The 18,317-nt window shown below is 55.9% G+C and carries 16 protein-coding genes; 6 read left to right on the top strand and 10 right to left on the bottom strand.

Annotated elements, in window-relative coordinates; genetic code table 11:
- Nucleotides 1-5: 5 nt before the first annotated feature.
- Together ACXI0A_RS03580 and ACXI0A_RS03575 are read right to left on the bottom strand one after the other, a co-directional pair.
- On the bottom strand, nucleotides 6-929 hold the full coding sequence (locus ACXI0A_RS03580; RefSeq protein ID WP_476150326.1) for a TIM barrel protein: 924 nt from the start codon (nucleotides 927-929) through the stop codon (nucleotides 6-8).
- Between the two features lie 262 nt (nucleotides 930-1,191).
- The gene (locus tag ACXI0A_RS03575; RefSeq protein ID WP_476150327.1) at nucleotides 1,192-2,217 is read right to left on the bottom strand and encodes a substrate-binding domain-containing protein; all 1,026 of its coding nucleotides are present in this window, start codon (nucleotides 2,215-2,217) and stop codon (nucleotides 1,192-1,194) included.
- A 333-nt stretch (nucleotides 2,218-2,550) separates the two neighbouring features.
- Here ACXI0A_RS03575 and ACXI0A_RS03570 point away from each other — a divergent pair, with 333 nt between their 5' ends.
- Nucleotides 2,551-3,588 carry a Gfo/Idh/MocA family oxidoreductase gene (locus ACXI0A_RS03570; RefSeq protein ID WP_476150329.1) on the top strand — a complete coding sequence of 346 codons (1,038 nt, stop codon included), beginning with the start codon at nucleotides 2,551-2,553 and terminating at the stop codon, nucleotides 3,586-3,588.
- A 16-nt stretch (nucleotides 3,589-3,604) separates the two neighbouring features.
- Nucleotides 3,605-4,486 carry a sugar phosphate isomerase/epimerase family protein gene (locus ACXI0A_RS03565; RefSeq protein WP_224932263.1) on the top strand — a complete coding sequence of 294 codons (882 nt, stop codon included), beginning with the start codon at nucleotides 3,605-3,607 and terminating at the stop codon, nucleotides 4,484-4,486.
- Between the two features lie 142 nt (nucleotides 4,487-4,628).
- On the opposite strand, the gene ACXI0A_RS03560 is transcribed toward ACXI0A_RS03565, so the two are convergent.
- Nucleotides 4,629-5,639 (bottom strand): Gfo/Idh/MocA family oxidoreductase, encoded by a 1,011-nt coding sequence (locus ACXI0A_RS03560; RefSeq protein ID WP_476150332.1) that lies wholly within the window; start codon nucleotides 5,637-5,639, stop codon nucleotides 4,629-4,631.
- Between the two features lie 100 nt (nucleotides 5,640-5,739).
- Between ACXI0A_RS03560 and ACXI0A_RS03555 the strand changes: the two genes are divergently transcribed.
- The 3 genes from ACXI0A_RS03555 to ACXI0A_RS03545 all read left to right on the top strand — a co-directional run bounded on the left by ACXI0A_RS03555 (nucleotide 5,740) and on the right by ACXI0A_RS03545 (nucleotide 8,033).
- Nucleotides 5,740-6,759, top strand: a complete 1,020-nt coding sequence (locus tag ACXI0A_RS03555; RefSeq protein ID WP_476150334.1) for a substrate-binding domain-containing protein — start codon at nucleotides 5,740-5,742, stop codon at nucleotides 6,757-6,759.
- A 102-nt stretch (nucleotides 6,760-6,861) separates the two neighbouring features.
- Nucleotides 6,862-7,743: a glutathione-dependent disulfide-bond oxidoreductase gene (gene yghU / locus ACXI0A_RS03550; RefSeq protein WP_038643540.1), complete on the top strand. Its 882-nt coding sequence runs from the start codon at nucleotides 6,862-6,864 to the stop codon at nucleotides 7,741-7,743.
- Nucleotides 7,743-8,033, top strand: a complete 291-nt coding sequence (locus ACXI0A_RS03545) for a DUF1330 domain-containing protein (protein ID WP_045831881.1) — start codon at nucleotides 7,743-7,745, stop codon at nucleotides 8,031-8,033. The genes yghU and ACXI0A_RS03545 overlap by 1 nt, the downstream gene beginning before the upstream one ends.
- A 76-nt stretch (nucleotides 8,034-8,109) precedes the next feature.
- Here ACXI0A_RS03545 and ACXI0A_RS03540 read toward each other — a convergent pair whose 3' ends face one another.
- The 4 genes from ACXI0A_RS03540 to ACXI0A_RS03525 all read right to left on the bottom strand — a co-directional run bounded on the left by ACXI0A_RS03540 (nucleotide 8,110) and on the right by ACXI0A_RS03525 (nucleotide 12,556).
- Nucleotides 8,110-9,561, bottom strand: coding sequence for a methyl-accepting chemotaxis protein (locus ACXI0A_RS03540; protein ID WP_476150336.1), 1,452 nt, complete (start codon nucleotides 9,559-9,561; stop codon nucleotides 8,110-8,112).
- A 208-nt stretch (nucleotides 9,562-9,769) separates the two neighbouring features.
- A complete protein-coding gene (locus ACXI0A_RS03535; protein ID WP_224932255.1) occupies nucleotides 9,770-10,684 on the bottom strand; it encodes a substrate-binding domain-containing protein in 915 nt (304 codons plus the stop codon).
- 73 nt (nucleotides 10,685-10,757) lie between these two features.
- Nucleotides 10,758-11,537 carry a TIM barrel protein gene (locus tag ACXI0A_RS03530; RefSeq protein WP_034826749.1) on the bottom strand — a complete coding sequence of 260 codons (780 nt, stop codon included), beginning with the start codon at nucleotides 11,535-11,537 and terminating at the stop codon, nucleotides 10,758-10,760.
- Nucleotides 11,537-12,556: a Gfo/Idh/MocA family oxidoreductase gene (locus ACXI0A_RS03525; RefSeq protein ID WP_476150337.1), complete on the bottom strand. Its 1,020-nt coding sequence runs from the start codon at nucleotides 12,554-12,556 to the stop codon at nucleotides 11,537-11,539. Before ACXI0A_RS03525 ends, ACXI0A_RS03530 begins: the two co-directional genes overlap by 1 nt.
- A gap of 197 nt (nucleotides 12,557-12,753) precedes the next feature.
- Here ACXI0A_RS03525 and ACXI0A_RS03520 point away from each other — a divergent pair, with 197 nt between their 5' ends.
- Nucleotides 12,754-14,712, top strand: coding sequence for a sigma 54-interacting transcriptional regulator (locus ACXI0A_RS03520; RefSeq protein ID WP_476150339.1), 1,959 nt, complete (start codon nucleotides 12,754-12,756; stop codon nucleotides 14,710-14,712).
- A 176-nt stretch (nucleotides 14,713-14,888) separates the two neighbouring features.
- Here the strand turns inward: ACXI0A_RS03520 and ACXI0A_RS03515 are convergent, their stop codons facing one another.
- From ACXI0A_RS03515 to ACXI0A_RS03505, 3 genes are read right to left on the bottom strand one after another with little or no spacing between them, the layout of a single operon-like run.
- Nucleotides 14,889-15,566, bottom strand: coding sequence for an SDR family oxidoreductase (locus tag ACXI0A_RS03515; protein WP_476150341.1), 678 nt, complete (start codon nucleotides 15,564-15,566; stop codon nucleotides 14,889-14,891).
- Nucleotides 15,563-16,750, bottom strand: coding sequence for an exo-alpha-sialidase (locus ACXI0A_RS03510; protein WP_476150342.1), 1,188 nt, complete (start codon nucleotides 16,748-16,750; stop codon nucleotides 15,563-15,565). Before ACXI0A_RS03510 ends, ACXI0A_RS03515 begins: the two co-directional genes overlap by 4 nt.
- A 1-nt stretch (nucleotide 16,751) precedes the next feature.
- Nucleotides 16,752-18,173: a sodium:solute symporter family protein gene (locus ACXI0A_RS03505; protein WP_224932249.1), complete on the bottom strand. Its 1,422-nt coding sequence runs from the start codon at nucleotides 18,171-18,173 to the stop codon at nucleotides 16,752-16,754.
- Between the last annotated feature and the right edge of the window lie 144 nt (nucleotides 18,174-18,317).

Below are 18,317 nucleotides of genomic sequence, written 5' to 3'. Positions count from 1 at the left end.
TCTCCTCAGAATCCGACCGATTGCAGGTAGTGAAGGCTGGCAGTGACGTCGCGCAGGCTGGTGTCGGCGTTGCGCGGATCGCGCTCCTGCTCGATAGTGATCCAGCCCTGATAGTTGCGCTCAGCGAGGAACGCTCGCACCGCAGGATAATCAATCGCGCCTTTGCCAATCGGGCACATCACCCCTTCCGCGCAGGCGGCAAAGAAGTCCCCGCCACGCGCAATCACATCGCGCCATACTGCGTCATTCACATCTTTAAAGTGCAGGTAATCGATGCGATCCCAGTAACGGCTCAGATAAGGGATCGGATCCATGCCGGAGTAATAGAGATGGCCGGTGTCGAGGCACAGTCCCGCAACTTCATGCGGAATGTCCTGCACCAACTGCTCAAGCTCGTCGGCAAACTCAATACAGCCGCCCGCATGCGGGTGGATCACCGCGCGTACGCCGTACTCATTCCAGGCAATCTGGCTCAGGGTGGTGATGTGCTCCATCATTCGCTGCCACTCTTCGCCCGGCAAACGCGGCGCTTTATCTGACTGACCGGCGTATCTGGCGCGTTCAGGATTACCGAAATCGATAATCACCAGGTAAGGCGCAGGCAGATTATCCGCCTGGGTTTTCTCGGCAGTAGGGACTTGCGACAGGTTGCGACAGATGTTGTGTGTCAGTTCAACCATCGCCGGGAAATTGGCTTCGCTGACCAGATCGTCAAAGATCGTGCCCGCCACCAGCGAAAGCTGATGTGCTTCCAGCTGGTGCCGTAATTCAGCCGCGTCAGTTGGCAGGTAAGTCCATGGGCCCAGCTCAATGCTTTTGTATCCGGCCTGAGCGGCTTCCGACAGGACTTTCTGCCACGGTGGCAGGAAAGGGTTTTTAGGATCGTCCACACCCCAGCTGCAGGGCGCGTTTGCAATATGAATCGTCATGATCGTTCCTTGCGGTGTTGGATAGCGCAAGTATCAAATAAAAATTTCACCTTCAGCAATCATGAAACTTTCATTTTTTGATAGCGATCATGTTATTTTTCATCACCAAAATGATAGATAACCTATCAAACCTGTGACTGGCGCGGCTTCCGGAACAAAGGGGCTGGGCAACACGCCGCAACCCATTGTCCCCCCTTTAGCGGATTGGCGATCTCAATTTGCGTGGTCTGTCGCGCCGCTAGCGATGGGTATTGCCTATAAACTAAAGATTCTCACGCGTGATGATCTCAAACGGCAACGTAACCTGGGCAAAATGCGTTCCCGGCTCGACATGTTGCTGGACGGTGCGGACCAACTGCCGTGCCATATCCTCTATTTCATGGCGAATCATCACGGTAATCGTGCCGTCAATCAGTGCCAGCTCGCCCTCTTTCACCGGGCCGTGACAGATCAACGCCACCTCACGCTGCGGCTGCTGGCGCAATGCATGGATAACACCTTCAATACCGCCGCAGGGCGCGTAGATTAACGCCAGATCGGCATGTTCCTCCAGCAACTGACGTGTAGCGTGATAGCCGCCATCAATCGACTCGTGAGTTTTCAGCGGTTCCAGCACGCGTCGGCTGCTGTCCTGTTCACGCAAATAGGAGCGGAAACTGATTTCGCAGCTCTCCTGACAGTTAAAGCGATGGTCGCCCACCAGCACGCCCACCGATCCCGGCTTATGCAGCAAATGCGAGGCCACCCAACCGGCAGTGCGTCCGGCCTTCTGATTATCCAGCCCGAAATAACCCGCATGTCCGCAGGGTGAGAAGTTGGAAAACAGTGCGTAAACCCTAACACCCTGACGTGAGATCTGTTCGATGGCGTGGCGGATCAGTGGGTGATCCAGCGCGACTAAGCCGATCACGTCTACTTCTTGCGCCAGCTTATGCAATGAGGCCACCACAGCCGCCACATCATCAATGTCATGCCAGTAAAACCGTGGCTCACTGCCCGCAGGATGTAACGGCTGCGTCTGTTGCCTGAGGGCATCTGTCAGCGAGTGATAGAAAGAATACGATTTTGATAACAGCACAAACCCCATGCGCAGTGCCACGCGCGCGGACTGCGCCTCCGCGCTGACAGGCACAACCGGCACCATGCGATAACCCAGTCGGTTGGCGGCTTCCAACACTTTCTGCTCAGTAGCCGCGCGCACCGGTGCCCGCCGATTCAATACCCGGTCTACCGTAGCAACGCCGACGCCCGCCGCATTGGCGATGGCGTTCATGGTGATTTTGCTCATTAACAGATTCCATTTTGATAGTTAGTTATCAAAAATAATGCCCGAAACGACCAGTAAATGCGAAAGTATTGCGGAAGAAATCGTCATCAAATCGCAACATCTGATAGAAAATCTCTCAGTAATTTGATCGTTATCGCAAAAATGAAATGATCCATTTCATTAAATTACCTGTCGGAATAAATGTTTGATATTTTCCTGTTCGAGGACAGAGGTGAGGGCTGATGGATTTGCATCAGTAAATGAATAGAGGCGGCGGTCGCGCCTTTCTATAGTGAAAGCGATCTGCCTTATCGGCTCCCGGCACATAAACCACTCAATAATAACGGAGATGATATGTTCCCTCAGACTCTACCTGCACCTCGCCGTCACCCTGAAAACCAGATCCCCACGCTGCGCTGGGGCATTGTCGGACCCGGCTGGATCGCCGACCACTTTGCCAACGCGCTGCGTCATCATACTCAGCAGCAACTGGTGGCGGTGTCGTCACGCAGCCTGGAGAAAGCGCAGGCTTTTGCCAGCAAATGGGATATACCACACGCTGTTGAAGGCATTGATGCACTGCTGAGCCGGAATGACATCGATGTGGTGTATATCGCCACACCACACAATCATCACTTTCCTGATGGGCTGCGCACGCTGCAAGCCGGCAAACATGTGCTGATTGAAAAGCCGCTGGCGCTTAATGCGCAGCAGGCGTTGCAGCTACAGCAGGAAGCGCACAAACAGCAACGCTTATGCGTGGAGGCGATGTGGTGTGATTTTGCGCCGAAATACGACGTCATCCGTCAATTGCTGGCCGATGGCGCATTAGGAGATGTTCATACATTGATCGCCGATCATGGTGAATATTTTACGCAGGATCACCGCATTTTTAATCTCGATCTGGCGGGCGGACCGATGCTGGATCTCGGCAGCTATTTGATCGGCTTCAGCGTGCTGGTCGGCGGCGCACCCGACAGCATTGTGGCGCAAGGCCAGCCTGCACCTGGCGGTGTGAATGGGCAAACATCGATGTTGCTGACCCACGGCAACGGCATGCACTCGGTGCTCAACACCACGCTGTTCAGCAACACACCGGGCACTGCCGTGATCGCCGGTCGTGATGCCACGCTTTATCTCGACGGCCAGTTCTATGCGCCAGGCAATTTCCGTCTCACCTCCAGCGATGGCCGCCATACGCTGCGCTGGGAAGAACCGACTAATCGCTATATTCAGCTCTGTCATGAAATCGAACATACCGCCTGGTGTATCCATCAGGGGCTGCTTGATTCGCCTGTCCGTCCGCTGGCCACCTCACTGGCCACGCTGCACGCCATGGATGAAGTCAGGAAGCAGATCGGTGTGGTGTTTAATGAAGAGCGCACCGCTTAACGATCAGGAGAACAACATGAAAATCGCTTTTGATGTAGATGTCATCAGAGAAATGGGCATCACACGCATGGTGCATCAGGTGGCCGAATGGGGTTACAAGTACATAGAACAATCGCCCCATCCACAGATCAATCCGTTTTATAAACACCCGAAAGCCAGCCGGGAAATCATGCGCGAATACAAAAATGCGCTGAATGCCACTGGCTTAGAAATCTCATCGTTTATCACGGTTTATCGCTGGTCAGGCCCGGACGAGTTGCGTCGTCAGGCGGCGGTGAAGAACTGGAAACGCATGATTGAGATCGCCGTCGAGATGGGCGTGCAGGTGATTAACACCGAGTTGTCCGGCAACCCTAACGAGCCAGAGATCTGTGAAGAGATGTTTTATCGCTCTATGGAGGAGCTGCTGCCGATCATCGAACGTGAAGGCATTCGCGTCGAAATTCAGGCTCACCCATGGGATTTTTGCGAACAGAACAACGAAACGGTGGACATCGTGAAGTCGTTCCGCAGCGATAACGTCAAATATATTTACAGCGCGCCACACACCTTCTACTACGACAAAGGCGTGGGCGATGTGAAAAACATGCTGCATTACGCAGGCGACGATCTGTCGCATATGCTGATTGCCGATACCATGAACCACACTAAACACTGTCGCTATATTGTTAACCCACCGGGTGTGGATGCGACCATTCATCAGCACGTTGCCGTGGGTGAAGGTGAAGTGAATTTCGATGCTCTGTTTGAAGCGCTGCGCGAGATGGATTTCGCCAACCGCACGTATAAGGTGGGCGGTGAGTCGATTATCTCTGCGGCGCTGTTTGGCTATCCGGAAAAGATGAAGTATCAGGCGGTGGAAACGCGTGAACTGATCGAGCGTGAGCTGCTGAAGTAAGCGCGGCAAGCAGATGATATTTCCCCCTCTCCCATGGCGAAAGGGGGAATGAATCGCGCGAGTGCTCATCAAAGGAGCTGATGGAAAGCCTCTCTCCACCGGCACGCTCTCCCACCAGAGGGAGAGCGTTGCGATAACGGCATCAGATTGCCACCCTCTCCACTTCTACAAATTCACCCCGCGTCAGCGATAACTGCGCCGCCTCGGCAATCGCCTGCGCGCGCAGGCCGTCGATCAATCCCGGCAGTCCTTCGATTTTCTCTCCGCCGATATGGCGCACAAACGCATCCAGATGGGTGTAATACGTCTCTTTCACGCGGCTGAACCAGTCGGCATACAGACCTGGCTGGATGATCCCTTTACCCTGATACAACGTGGCGCCGCGCGCTGACTGGGCCTCTGAAGCCAGCATCCCTTCACTGCCCATCACGCTGATGCGTTCGTCATAGCCGTAAGCCGTGCGGCGGGTGTTATCCAGTTGCGCCAGCGCGCCCTGCTGCATGCGCATGATCAGCACCGAAGTATCAACGTCAAAATCGCGGATCTCCGGCATCGCCAGTGCGGCACCGAGTGCGCCAACGGTGCTGACTTCATCTTCTGTCAGCCAGCGCAGCAGATCGAAAAAGTGAATCGCCTGATCGCGCATCTGGCCACCAGAGGCTTGTAGATAGCTAATCGGCGGCAGTTCTGAAGCGCGGCATACCATCTGAATCAGCTCGGTACGGCCAATCAGCCCCTGCTTTAGCTGTGATTTAAGCTGCTGATGGCTGTCATCAAAACGGCGATTGAAGCCCACGGTAACAGGAACCTGCACCGGGGAGATTTTTTCCACTACATCGCGCGCACGCTGCAGCGACAGATCGATCGGTTTCTCGCAATACACCGCCTTGCCCGCCAGCACCGCCTGCTCCAGCAGTTCAGCATGGGTTGGCGTGGCGCTGGCAATCAGTACCGCGTCAATCGCATCACTGTTCAACGCCTGATGAACGCTGGCAGCCTTTGCACCAAAGCGTTGCGCTACCGCTTCGGCGCGTGAGACATCAATATCGCACACCAGCGCCAGCTCCACGCCAGGATGTGCGGCCAGGTTTGCGGCATGCACCTGGCCGATAAATCCACTACCAATCAAGGCAAAACGTTGCGGGGTCCGCATTTTAACGCTCCTTTTGTTCACACTTCGGAATAGCCGATGTTGTCAAAATAGCGCTTTCTGGCAGGCTAGCTGAACGCGGTTTTTGATGGAATTACCTCACATGAAAGCACTGACGCTGGCGGAGTTGGCGAAGCAAGTTGGCGTGGGCGTGGCCACGGTTGATCGGGTTTTGAACGATCGCGGTGGCGTGTCTCCTGCGATGACCAAAAAAATCCTGCAAGCGGCGCGGGATGCGGGTTTAAAGCGTATCTTGCCCGAGGAGCATCGTCACACCTGGCAGGTTGAAGTACTGCTGAGCGGCAACGGTGCCTTCTTTTTTCAGCAGCTGGCACAGGATTTCGCCCGGCTGGCTGATGAGCTGGGCTATCGCCGGTTGCGACTGCATCGCACGCTGATCCCGGAAAACGCGCCGGAGAAGCTGGCCGCGCACATTGCCGCCAGCAGTAAAAAGATGGATGCACTGATCGTTTTCGCGCACGAAAATCCGCTGATTTATGATGCTTTAGCGGCGTGTCAGGCGCGCGGCGTACCGGTGATTACCATGGTGACGGATCTGCCCGATGCGGCGCGCTTGTGCCATGTCGGCATCGATCAGTACAAAGCCGGACGCACCGCGGGATTGATGCTCGGCAGCATGATCAATGCACCGGGCGATGTGGTGTTGGTGAGTGGTCGCGCGGATTACTCGGCACATCGTCAGCGAATTGAAGGTTTTCAAGCCGTGCTGGCGGAGCGTTTTCCGCAGCTCAGGTTGCGTGAAATTTTGGCCGGGCAGGATGAACGCGATCGCATTAGCCGCCTGCTGGAGAAAACACTGGCCGGATCGCAAAATATAGTCGGACTCTACAACACCGGCCTCGGCAACACGCAGATCCACGATGCGCTGGCGCGCCACCGTCTCGGCGGCAAAGTGGTGTACGTGACGCATGAACTTTATGCCACCACCCGCCAGCTTTTTGAGAAGCGCGTACTGACGTTAACTCTCGATCAAAACACCCTGCGCCATGCCCAGCTGGCGCTGACCTTATTGCTAAAACATCTCGAAGAGAGTGAACAGCCCGATACCTACCAGTCCGGCAAAGTCGACTTTATGCTGTTTACGCAAGAGAACTTCGCATAATCACACTTTGCATCTCACCGCCAGCGCGGTTAAATCGCCTTCATCTGTCGCTGCTACACTCAGTAGCAGCAAAAAACGCAATCACAACAAGGCGAAATCACTATGTCGGAAAATCAGTATCAGCCCGCGAAAGTCTGGACCTGGGACCCGGAAGCCAAAGGTAACGGCGCGAAAACCAACCGTCCATTCGCCGGGCCGACGCATGAGAAAACGCTGCCGGTCGGCAAACATCCGCTGCAGCTCTATTCACTCGGTACGCCAAACGGCCAGAAAGTGACGATTCTGCTGGAAGAGCTATTGGCCGTCGGTGCCAAAGAAGCCGAATACGATGCCTGGCTGATCCGCATCGGTGATGGCGATCAGTTCTCCAGCGGCTTTGTTGACGTCAACCCCAACTCCAAAATCCCGGCATTGAGCGACCATTCAGTGACGCCACCGCTGCGCGTATTTGAGTCTGGCAACATCCTGCTCTACCTGGCCGAGAAATTTGGCCACTTTATCCCGGCGGATATCGCTGGCCGTACGGAAACCCTGAACTGGCTGTTCTGGCTGCAGGGCTCTGCGCCTTATCTTGGCGGTGGCTACGGTCACTTCTATTTTTACGCGCCAGAAAAAATCGAGTACGCCGTCAACCGCTTCACGCTGGAAGCCAAGCGTCAGCTGGATGTACTGGATCGTCAGCTCGCGAACAACCGTTTCCTCGCCGGCGAGGAATACACCATCGCCGATATCGCTACCTGGCCATGGTACGGCAACCTGGTGCTGAACAACATCTATGGCGGCGGCGAGTTCCTTGATGTGCAGTCGTACAAAAACGTGGTGCGTTGGGCCAAAGAGATCGCTGAGCGTCCAGCGGTGATTCGTGGTCGCAAAGTGAATAAGGCCTTCGGTGCCGAACCGCAGGATCAACTGCTGGAACGTCACGATGCATCCGACTTCGACACCAACACCGAAGACAAACGTCAGGCGCGAGGAGAGCAGTAATGGCCGCTTATGTGGTGATGATTAAAGACGAAACGCTGGATAAAGACGAACTGGCGACGTACGCGCAAAAAGCCGGTGAGGCACGTGGCGATCATCAGATCACGCCGCTGGCGTTTTATGGCGATCTTGAAGTGCTGGAAGGCCGTGATGCAGAAGGCGTAGTGGTGCTGGAGTTTGCGGATATTGACGCAGCAAAAGCCTGGTATCACAGCCCGGCGTATCAGGAAGCGAAAGCCCATCGGGTCAAAGGCGCGAACTATCGCGTGTTACTGGTCAAGGGTGTGGCTTAATCTGCCAACAGGGGCGCACTTCATTCGGTGCGCCCTGCCAGCCAGAGAAGTCGTGATCTGCTCGTCTCACCGATTTTCAATCCAGTCTGAATAACGCAATCGCCTGCTGTAAACGGTTCGCCTGCTGTTGCTGCTGATGCGCGACCTGCATGGTTTCTGCCACGTGCTGAACGTTGTGATGCACGCTGTGATCGATGCTATTGATACTCTGCTGAATCTGTTCAATGCTCAAATTCTGCTGCTCACTCATCTCAGACAGCTCGGTGACCAGCTGTGACAATCCGCTGATGCTGCTGTGAATCGCGCGCATGGTCTGTGCCGCATGCTCAATCTGCACCGTGCCATGCTCGGTGCTCAACGTACTGGCATCCATCAGTTGGCGAATTTCGCGGGCGGCATTCTCGCTGCGCATCGCCAGGTTACGCACTTCGCTCGCCACTACCGCAAAACCGCGCCCCTGACTTCCGGCGCGCGCTGCTTCCACCGAAGCGTTCAGTGACAGAATATTGGTCTGGAAAGCGATGCCGTCGATCAATTCTAAAATCACTTTCACCCGCTGTGACTCTTCGCTGATTTTCGCCATTGAGCCAATCGCCGACTGAATATTTTCCTCTCCGCGCGTCGCCACCGCGCGCGTATCCCGCGCTAGCTCGCTTGCACTCTGCGCTTTGTCACGCGTTAAGCTGGCGGCGATGCTGATTTCCGTCATCGCACTGGCGGCCACTTCCAGCGCCTGCGCCTGTTCATCGGTGCGGGTCGAAAGGGCGGCGTTGCGTTGCAAAATACTCTCAGACTCCGTTAGCAAGGCACTCACGCCGAGGCTCACCTGATGGAGGGTGCCATGCATGGTGCCTAACGTGGTACTGAAAGTGCGTGCGAACGGGGTTTCACTCTGCTGCGTATCCGCATTCAGCGTCAGATACCCGGCCTGTTGGTTGATCTGTGATGCCAGCTCTGCCACTTCGCTCGCGGAACGTGCATCGGCGGCCATCTGACGCGCAATCACCAGCAAGATGGCGGTCTGCGCCACCACAAACAGGGCATGAAACAGCACCATGTCCCAGCCCGGATGGTGGAATACCACCACGCCAAACAGATCGTTTTCTTGCAGATAATTAAACAGGACATGATGCGTGGCCGCTGCTGCCGCACCCATCATCAACGGTCGGATATCGCGCCACGCCAACAGCACTGACATCAACACAAATACCGAGAAGTGATATTCGGTTTCACCGCCGCCGAGCTGAATCAGTAAACCTGCCCAGCCGATCAGCAGGGCTGAGAGCACCAGCCTTGAAGTCAGCGTGCCGCGCAGGACGGTGCCAAAGAAGGTCGACAGTAGTGCCAACGCCAGACCGGCAATCAGCGCTAAGGTTAAGCTGTCATTCATCCACCCTACACCGAGCGCAATCGGCCACAATCCCCAGTTAAGGATGACCGCAAGGCTGTCTGCGCGCTGTGCAATACGTCGCAGCGAAACCATCTCCACCGGCGCGGCGTCCGGGCCTGACAAGGGCGTTGCGATCATGGCAGTTTTCCACACCAGAGGTTGATTAAGATGCCCAAGACGCAAGGGCTAAACGCTCAGACTGAGTGGAGAAATTATCGGCGTAGTATCAGGAAAGTTTAGGACCGTTAATAATTGAAAGGGAAGGATGTGAGCAGGTTCACTTGAATGCGATGATTCCCCGGGCAGCACAGGCGCAACGTCGTGCGCCTGTGCCGTATCGCTCAACTTACTTCGCAGCAAACTGCGCGTAGTTCTCCGGGGTAATGGTCTGATACGGTACCCAGTTGTATTCCTGCACTTTCTGTTTATCCAGCAGCGCTTTCGTCACCTGCACCGCGCCGGTTGCCTGGCCTTTAGCATCCTGGAAAATAGTCAGCGTCATCTTGCCGTTTTTGACGAACTGCTGCCCGTCAGGCGTGCCATCAATCCCCGCCACCAGAATCTTTTCATTTTTCGCCTGACTGAGCGCCATGATGGCACCAATTGCCATTTCATCATTATTAGCCGCAATCGCATCGATCGGACGTTGGTTCAGCAGCCAGCTCGACACCACATCCACGGCTTCATTGCGCTGCCACTTGGCGGTCTGCTTCTCAATCACTTTCATGTCTTTGTATTTGGCGATCACCGCTTCGACCGCACGGGTGCGCTCACGCGCTTCCTCATTGGACAGTGCGCCCATCAGAATTGCCACATTGCCTTTGTAGTTCATCTTCTTCGCTAACGCTTCCATCTGCATCTCACCGCCCAACGCGGAGTCCGAACCGACATATGCCATGTCGCCCGGCAGTTTCACTTCTGGTTTACGATTGACGAAAATCAGCGGGATATTGGCGTTCTTCGCCGCATTAATCATCGGCAATACGCCCTGCGTATCCACGGGATTCAGGATGATGGCGTCTACGCCCTGGTTGATAAAATCATCAACCTGCTGCACTTGCAGTGCCACATCCCCTTTGGCATCCACGAACTGGCCGTTTAGCTGATTAGCCTTTAACTCTGCCTGCATCTGCGTGCGCAGAATCGAGACAAAGTTAAGGTCGAAGTTAGCCAGCGCGACGCCGACGGTGAAGGTTTTCGCACTGACGCTCAAACTCAGCAGCAGAGAACACAGACAAAGCACGATGTTTCGGATGTTCATGAGGTGATTCCTGTAGGTTGAGGTTTTATTGTTATGACGCCGGGCAACAGGCAAATACCCGGCGGTAAAACGCTTAAATCGTGAAGTGATCGCGGAACTGCTCTAGCGCGGCCGTGCTGTCACCGCTGGCCCAGCCCTCCATCGCCACCGTGCCGCTGTAACCCACTTCCTGAAGTGCACGCGCGATTGCGCGATAGTTGATCTCGCCGGTGCCCGGCTGCTGGCGACCCGGTACATCCGCCACCTGAACTTCGCCAATCGCGGAACCGCTGCGGCGAATCAGCTCAATCAAATTGCCCTCGCCAATCTGCGCGTGATAAAGGTCGAGATTCATCTTCAGCGCCGGGCTGTTGACCGCCTCCACCAGCGCCAGGGTATCGGCAGCCAGCGCAAACGGGGTGCCGGGATGATCGACCGGCAGGTTGAGGTTTTCGAGGGTGAACACGCGCCCGGCGCGCTCGCCCAGTTGCGCCACTTTGCGCAAGGTATCGACCGCTTTCAGCCACATCGCACCGGTTACCACTTCCACAGGTTTGACCGGCAAGCCTTTGTCATCCAGCCCGGTGCCGTGCAGATTTAATCCCGGGCAGTTAAGCCGCTCAGCTACGGCCAGCGAGGCTTCAGCACTTTGCAGCAGCTGCTGGATCTCGTCATCGTCGGTGAGATTGCCGGTGAGATAGCCGGTCATGGAGGTGAATCGCGCACCTGTGGCGACCAGCGCATCAATGTCTTTATTGGCCCATCCCCAGATTTCGACGCCAAACCCCAGCGCGTGAATGCGTTTCACACGCTCGACGAAAGGCAGATCGAGGAACACCATTTCGGCACAAACTGAGAGTTGATAAGCAGCCATTAGCGCGCTCCCACTTTGACAGGCAGGTTGTGGGTGACCGATTCAATACAGGCCAGCGCAATCTCCAGCGCATTGCGCGCGTCTTCGCCGGTGGCGCGCGGTGTTTCACCGGTGCGTATACAGCGGGCAAACTCGATCATTTCCGCCACATAGGCTTCGCGCAGCAGATCCGAATCCATACGCGAGGTTTCCATGCTGATGCCGCTGGCGCTGTAGCGCACACAGTTAGAAGAGGTGATATGGCCCGCCTGCAGCATCCCCTTGCTGCCAAATACTTCGCCGCGCACGTCATAGCCGTACACTGCCTGGAAGTTGGCTTCCGCGATGGCAATCGCTCCGTTATCAAAACGAATCGTCACCACCGAGGTATCCAGTAAACCTTTATCCTTGAAATCCGGACGCACCAGCGCATCAGCAATGGCATACACTTCCACCGGTTTTGCCCCGTGGTTGAAATGCAGCAGCGTGTCGAAATCGTGGATCAGCGTTTCGAGATAAATGGTCCACTGTGGGATGCGTGACGGATCGTGCAGCGCCGGATCGCGCGTCACAGAACGACTCAACTGCGTAATACCGTTCTCACCCGCCTTCACTGCCGCAATCGCCGCCGCAAAACCCGCATCGAAACGGCGATTAAAGCCCACCTGCAACACCACGCCCGCGCTTTTGGCGGCGGCAATCGCCCGATCAGCTTCCTCCAGCGTGACGGCCATCGGCTTCTCACAAAATACGTGTTTTCCGGCATTCGCTGCGGCAATTACCCACTCGGCATGGGTGCGAGCGGGCGCTGCAATGGCAATCGCATCAATCTCTGGATCTTGCAGCAGCGCATGCAAATCGCTGTAGGCTTTTGCTACACCCAGTTTGCTGGCAAGTTTCTCAGCGGCACCGGGCTGCGGATCGGCCACCGCCGCCAGCGTGGCGCCGGGTACGCGATACGCCAGATTCTCGGCGTGGAAGCTGCCCATTCGCCCTGCGCCAATCAGACCAACACGTACCGGTTGAAGATGAAATGTCATAAATCATTCCTTACTGTTTTGGATATGTCCGTTCGGGACAGGTGAGATAGACATTTCATTGCAATCCAGATGCCAACTAAAAAGGGGCGATTTATGTGAGGCACCACACAGCGTTGCGCTGTGGATTGGTCATAAACTTTACATGTCAACTTCACATGTCAATAAAATGGACATTCCAGATTGACCAGGAGCCTCTGATGCGCGCCAGTGAACGTTTGCCGTTTAAAGATGAAAGCGACCCGATTTTCAGCCTGCCGGAAGGAACTGAAGCGGGCGAATGGGATACCTTGTTGTGGCAGGGCTGGCACAGCTTTGTCAGGGGGGAACAACCGGGCTGGATGCGGCGCAGTATTTTGCAGTCCTGGCAGCGATCGCAGCAGCGCGCTATCGATCCCCATACCTTCGTCTACACTTCGCCACCCGCTGATGAGCTGAAGGCCATCCTTGCGCACAATGCCGAGCTGATTATGGTGGCGCGTAACGTAATGGAAAACCTGCTGGCCTATAACCCGGACGGCCATATCAACCTCACAGATGCGCAGGGCGTCACGCTACATTTTTGCGGCGCAGATATGACGCCGATCGGCAGCATCCTGAGCGAAGAGGTGCTCGGCACTAACTGCACGGCACGTTGCCTGATTGAGCAACGCCTGGTGTATGTGTTGAGCGGGGAAAACTGGAAGATCGATCTGCGTAAGCGCCACTACCAATGCGCTGCCGCACCCATCCGTGATGCCGGCGGCCAGCTGCTCGGCGTGCTCACACTCACCGCCACGCCGGATAACTTCAATGCGCACACGCTCGGCACGGTGCAGGCCGCTGCGGAAGCGGTAGGACAACAGCTGATGCTGCGCAGTTTGCTGGCGGAACAACAGTCGATCCTCGAAACCTTAAATGAGGGCGTGATCGTCTGCGATCGCCATGGACGGATCAAAACCTTAAACCGTTATGCGCGGCAGATCTTTAGCGGCCTCGATCCCCAAGCCGGCCCGATCGATGTGTTACTGCAACCACAGGGCGGATCGCTGCTGACCATGCCATTCTGTAACGACCGCGAGCTGCAGTTTATGCCGGATGGCGTACAGCCCCTCTCCTGCCTGATTTCATTAATGCCCGCACCCGATGGTGGCCGCGTGCTGTCACTGCGTGAGAATCAGCGCATTCGGGCGATTACGCGGCAGGTAATGGGCGTCAGCGCCAGTTATACCTTTGAGATGATCCGCGGCCACGCTCCTCGCGTGCAGCAAGCAATCCAGAAAGCACGCGCCAGCAGCCGTACCGATAGCACCGTGCTGTTAAGCGGTGAGAGCGGTACCGGCAAAGAGCTGTTTGCACAGGCGATCCACAACGCCAGCCCACGACATCAGGAACCCTTTATCGCCCTCAACTGCGGCGCTCTGCCGCGTGATCTGGTGCAGAGCGAACTGTTTGGTTATGTCGATGGCGCGTTTACCGGTTCCCGGCGTGGCGGCTCCGCTGGAAAATTCGAGCTGGCGGATGGCGGCACGCTGTTTCTGGATGAAATTGGCGAAATGCCGCTAGAGGCACAAACCAGTTTGCTGCGCGTATTACAGGAGAGTGAAGTAGTGCGTATCGGCGCGGCCCATCCGCTGAAGGTCAATGTGCGCATCATCGCCGCCACCCACTGTAATCTTCTGGATGCGGTGGAAAAAGGCGCCTTCCGCCGCGACCTGTTTTACCGGCTTAACGTGATTTCATTAGCTATCCCGCCGCTGCGTGAACGTCAGGAAGATATCCCAGGCTTGGTGAATACCTTTATTCAGGCGCTCTGTACCCGATTGAAACGCATTGCGCCGCAGGTGTCTTCAGAAGCCATGCACTGCTTACAGGCGTGGCACTGGCCGGGCAACGTGCGTGAGCTGGAGAACCTGGTCGAACGCATGGTGAACCTGTGCGAAGGGCTGGAGATTGGCAAGTCGGATTTACCGGAAGAGATGACACAGCGCGAACCGTTAACGGAAGCAGGCGTCTTGACCTCATTGCAGGAGAATGAGCGCCAGCATGTATTGCAGGTGGTGAGCGAACAGAAAGGCAACCTGCGCCAGTCGGCACAGCTGCTGGGGATTTCACGTACCGCACTGTATAACAAACTGAATATCTGGCAGGTGGATGTCACGGCTTTGCGAGGGAAATAGGGTAACGGTGAGTGCGCCTCTCTTAACCTGCCCGCTCCCTGAATCCTGAGCTGGATTCAGGAATGACCGCAGAGTGGGCAGAGCATATTGCCTGCTCTCTACAACAACGCTCCACCGCAGATCACCAACTCCTGCCCGGTTATTGCATAGGCTGCGGATGACAGCAAAACCGCTCTTTACAACGAGGCCCCACCGCAGATCACCAGCTCCTGCCCGGTTATCGCATCAGCAGCGGGTGACAGCACAAAACCAGCCAGCGCCGCCACTTCCTCCGGCTTGATATAACGTCCGATGGGCGGCAGCTTTGGTGGTGAACTGGCGCGGCCGGGTTGCAGCAGCATGGGCGTCTCTGTGGCTCCGGGCGCGATAACATTCACGGTGATCCCCTGCGGCGCTAACTCAGCGGCCCAGCTGCGCGCCATCCCGACCATCGCCGCTTTGGTACTGACATACTGGCTGCGATGAGCGGCGCCGCGTGAGGTGCGACTGCCGATCAGCAAAATGCGATCGCCCTGCGTCATCTGCGGCTGCAACGCGTTCGCCATGATCTGCGCCACCTGCACATGCAAATACCACAGGCGCGCGCTCTGCTCCTCATCGAGATCGCCGAGCGGCGCTGCCGCCATCATGCCTGCGGCATGCACCAGCGCATCCACCTTTGGCAAGGCGGCCAGCGCCTGCTTCAGCAAACTGGCATCAAACAGATCCACACTCACCGAGATAAAGCCCGGATGATCTTTCTTTACCAGCGTGCGACTGAACCCCGTCACCTGCCAGCCTTGCGCCAGCAGATGATCGGCAATCGCCGCGCCAATACCGGAACTGACACCCGTGACCAGCGCGTGTCGACTCATTGCTCTCCCCTCGCCCACGCTTCGTTAACGCGGACGTACTTAATCGCCTGACGGAAATAGGTATAGGCGATATGCAGCGCGCCATCGTCACTCTGTTTGATGCTGGGATAAGAGAACTCGCGATTGAGTTTCTGCTGCGAATTGTTGGTCATGCAGTAGCCGTCGCCTTCATCGAGATTACGCTGCCACGGCCAGCTTTTGCCGCCGTCCGGGGAAATGGCCAGCGTCATCGGTGCGCGCGGTGCGCCCCAGAATGCGGTGCGCCCGCTATGCACCACCGGTTCAGCCGCCACCGCCACATCATCATCCTCATCTTCGATTTCGTCATACAGCGACAGGCGACGCTCGCTGGCATCTTTGGCGCTCATGGCATTGAATACCAGCGCCAGATGGCCGTTATTCAGTGTGGTCACCTGAATTGAGGAATTGTTGTTTGGCAGTTCAGTCGCCACCGGCGCACTCCAGCTTTCACCGCCATCTGTTGAACGACTTTGATAAATAAAGTCCGCCCAACGGCTGCGATACAGCGCCAGTAAGCTGCCATCCTGCAATAGAGTAATGTTCATGTGCACGCAGCCCAGGCTATCCGGCACCGCCACATCACGCCAGCTTTTACCTTTATCACTGGAGATTTTTACCGCGCTGATGTCGTCATTACCCACCCACTTCGCGCCAGGCTGAGTGCGGCAATAGAACACCGGTAGCAGCCAGTTGCCATTCGGCAACACGGTAATCGGCTGGCGAATAAAGGTGCCGGGTTGATCGAGCAGTGTCTCGATGGCGCTCCAGCTGCGGCCAAAATCACGCGACTGGCGATAGCGCACAATGGCCGTGTCCTGATTGCCGGACTTCTGCGCCGTCCACAACAGCCACAATACCTGGTCAGGATCGAGGAACAGTACCGGGTTTTGCTCAGAACGCGTGGAATCATCAGAAAGTTTCTGCGCATCGCTCCACTGGCTGCTGCCTTGTTCCAGGCGTGAGCACCACACGGAGATATCAGCGATCCCTTCCTGCGTGCCACCAAACCAGACACACAGCAAGTCGCCGTTCGGCAGCGGCAGCAGATTAGCGGCGTGATTCTGCGGACAGACCGAAGGCAGCATCGCCGTGAGCTGCTGCGCATCCTGCGCGTGCGGATGAAGGTTACCGTTACGTTCGACGGTAATCGTTGAATCGGTCATATCAAGCTCCACTGTTTTGCATTGAAGATTTTGGTGCTTTTTTGTCGTGCGTTTGCGGCGACGGGATCAGGCGATCAATCAACATGATCACCGCGGGCGTAATCAACGCCACATACATGTTATTAATGCCGAACGGATCGCCGAGCAGATACCAGACGGTGGTCACCACGCAGGCCCCAATCAGACCAGCATTTGCACCGCGTGTACTCTTATAGAACGGCAGGTAGAAGGCAATAATCGCCACTACCGAGATCGACAGACGAATCGCGCGGGTAAAGAAGGAGAGCTTCAGCACCTCAGGCACGAACAGCACCAGGATTAACGGCAGGAAGCCAATCAGCAGCGACAGCCAGCGCGTCATGCGGAATTCACGTTCTGGCGTCGGGTTGCGATATGGCACGTAGAAATCTTTTACCACCAGCGAAGCAATCGCCAGCGCTACAGTACTGACACTGACGAAAATCGATGCCACCAGCGAAGTGGTCACAATCCCCGCCAGCCATGGGCTCATATCCTGCAGGAACACCGGCAGCGCATACAGGCTTTTGATATCCGGATGCAGGTACTTCGCCGCCACACCAATCAACGCAATGGCAATAGCAATTGGCATGCAGAAGAAGAAGGCAACCCAGGTTGCACGCTTCGCTGACTCAGCGCTTTTCGTGGAAGCAATCGCCTGAATCACAAACTGGGTGCAGAAAATCGAACCGATGGTGCCGATCATCCAGGCAAAAATCGTGCTGGCCCCGATGTTGCCGTCCCACGTCCAATAGAAGTGCGGCATCTCTTTGATCATCGGGCTGACGCCACCGGTCATATGCAGTGCCACACCCAGAATGATCAGGATACCGATATATTTCAGGCCGCTGTGCAGCAGCGTGACCCACGCGATGCCTTTCATGCCACCAAACATAAAGTAGAAGGTACTCACAAGCGCGGTAATCACCGCCGCCGTGGTGAGATTCAGGTTCAATACGGTCGAGATCGCCGCTGCGCCGCTCACGTAGTTCCCCACGTTCACCAGCAGCAGCGCGTAGATCATGATGATAGAAATGATGTTTTTGGTCGAATTGCCGTAACGCTCAGCAATCGCACCGGAAATGGTGATTTTTCCGGTGTTATAAATGCGCTTAACCAGCAGAAATCCGAACAGCGGGAAGCCTATCGCGGCGCCAATCACCGACCATGACGCGGCAAAACCCCCTTCAAACGCCGCCTGTGCGGTGCCGATGGTGGATTTCGCGCCGATGTACTCAGACATCAACATTACACCCACGACAAAGGCTGGCATCACGTTGGATCCCGCCATAAAGTCGCCACTGTTTTTACTGCGCAGGCGCCAGGTCAGCCAGGTGGTAAACAGAATATACGCGATGACTATCCCGACGATAATCATCATCCCTTCTGTAGAGAACTGTTTCATTTTAGCCTCATTGATAACGTAGGGTCGTGGCCTGCGCTGGGCTTCACGCATGCCGTTAATGAGGTTGCCAATCTTGTTATTCTAGTGTCTGTGCACAAAGGCAACCCTGTTTATGCTTATTGATTTATTTCACTCAAATAAGAA

This window comes from Pantoea sp. C1E2 (genome assembly GCF_056491465.1).
The sequence above is the reverse complement of the archived record's forward strand: the minus strand, read 5'-3'. Positions and strand labels throughout refer to the sequence as shown.